The following is an 898-nucleotide window of genomic DNA, read 5'->3' as shown; positions in this document are numbered from 1 at the left end:
AACACTTGAATATCAATGGGGTGATAATGTGAATAAGAAAGATACTTGTGAAATTTTTTGTTATGACGAGGAAAAGGTCAATCGAATACAAGGTGATTTAAAAACAATCGATATTGTTAGTGTTGCCCAAATGTTAAAAGCAATTGCGGATGAAAATAGGGCAAAGATTACCTATGCTTTGTGTCAAGATGAAGAGTTATGTGTGTGTGATATAGCAAATATTATTGGTATTACGGTGGCAAATGCTTCTCATCATTTAAGGACCCTTCATAAGCAGGGGATTGTAAGATATAGAAAAGAAGGAAAACTAGCGTTTTATTCGTTAGACGATGAACATATTAGACAAATAATGATGATTGTACTAGAACATAAGAAAGAAGTGAATGTCAATGTCTGATCAAAAGGCAATAACATCTGAACAAGAAATGAAGGCCTATCGTGTACAAGGTTTTACTTGCGCAAACTGCGCGGGTAAATTCGAAAAAAATGTAAAACAGCTATCTGGAGTTGAGGATGCAAAAGTAAATTTTGGTGCATCTAAAATTGTTGTTTATGGTAATGCAACGATAGAAGAACTAGAAAAAGCAGGTGCATTTGAGAATCTCAAAGTGACACCTGAAAAATCTGCTCGCCAAGCATCACAAGAGGTAAAAGAAGATACGAAAGAAGATAAAGTGCCGTTTTATAAAAAGCATAGTACTCTACTTTATGCTTCCTTATTGATTGCCTTTGGTTATCTTTCCTCGTATGTGAATGGAGAAGAGAACATTGTTACTACCTTATTGTTTTTAGCATCCATGTTTATCGGAGGATTATCACTTTTTAAAGTTGGTTTGCAAAACTTACTACGTTTTGAATTTGATATGAAAACCCTTATGACAGTGGCTGTTATAGGTGG

The 898-nt window shown here is 34.5% G+C and carries 2 protein-coding genes; both read left to right on the top strand.

Annotation, left to right across the window (positions count from 1 at the left end; translation table 11 throughout):
• Nucleotides 1-28 precede the first annotated feature (28 nt).
• Nucleotides 29-397, top strand: coding sequence for a Cd(II)-sensing metalloregulatory transcriptional repressor CadC (gene cadC, locus PQI28_RS15585; protein WP_003322301.1), 369 nt, complete (start codon nucleotides 29-31; stop codon nucleotides 395-397).
• The coding region (locus PQI28_RS15580; protein ID WP_339963828.1) for a cation transporter at nucleotides 390-898 on the top strand (509 nt) is incomplete at its 3' end. The genes cadC and PQI28_RS15580, both read left to right, overlap by 8 nt.

Origin of the sequence: Exiguobacterium sp. USCH10 (assembly GCF_037619445.1) — a bacterium.
GTDB classification, from domain to species: Bacteria; Bacillota; Bacilli; order Exiguobacteriales; family Exiguobacteriaceae; genus Exiguobacterium; species Exiguobacterium aestuarii_A.
This window is presented reverse-complemented; position numbering and strand designations above follow the sequence as displayed.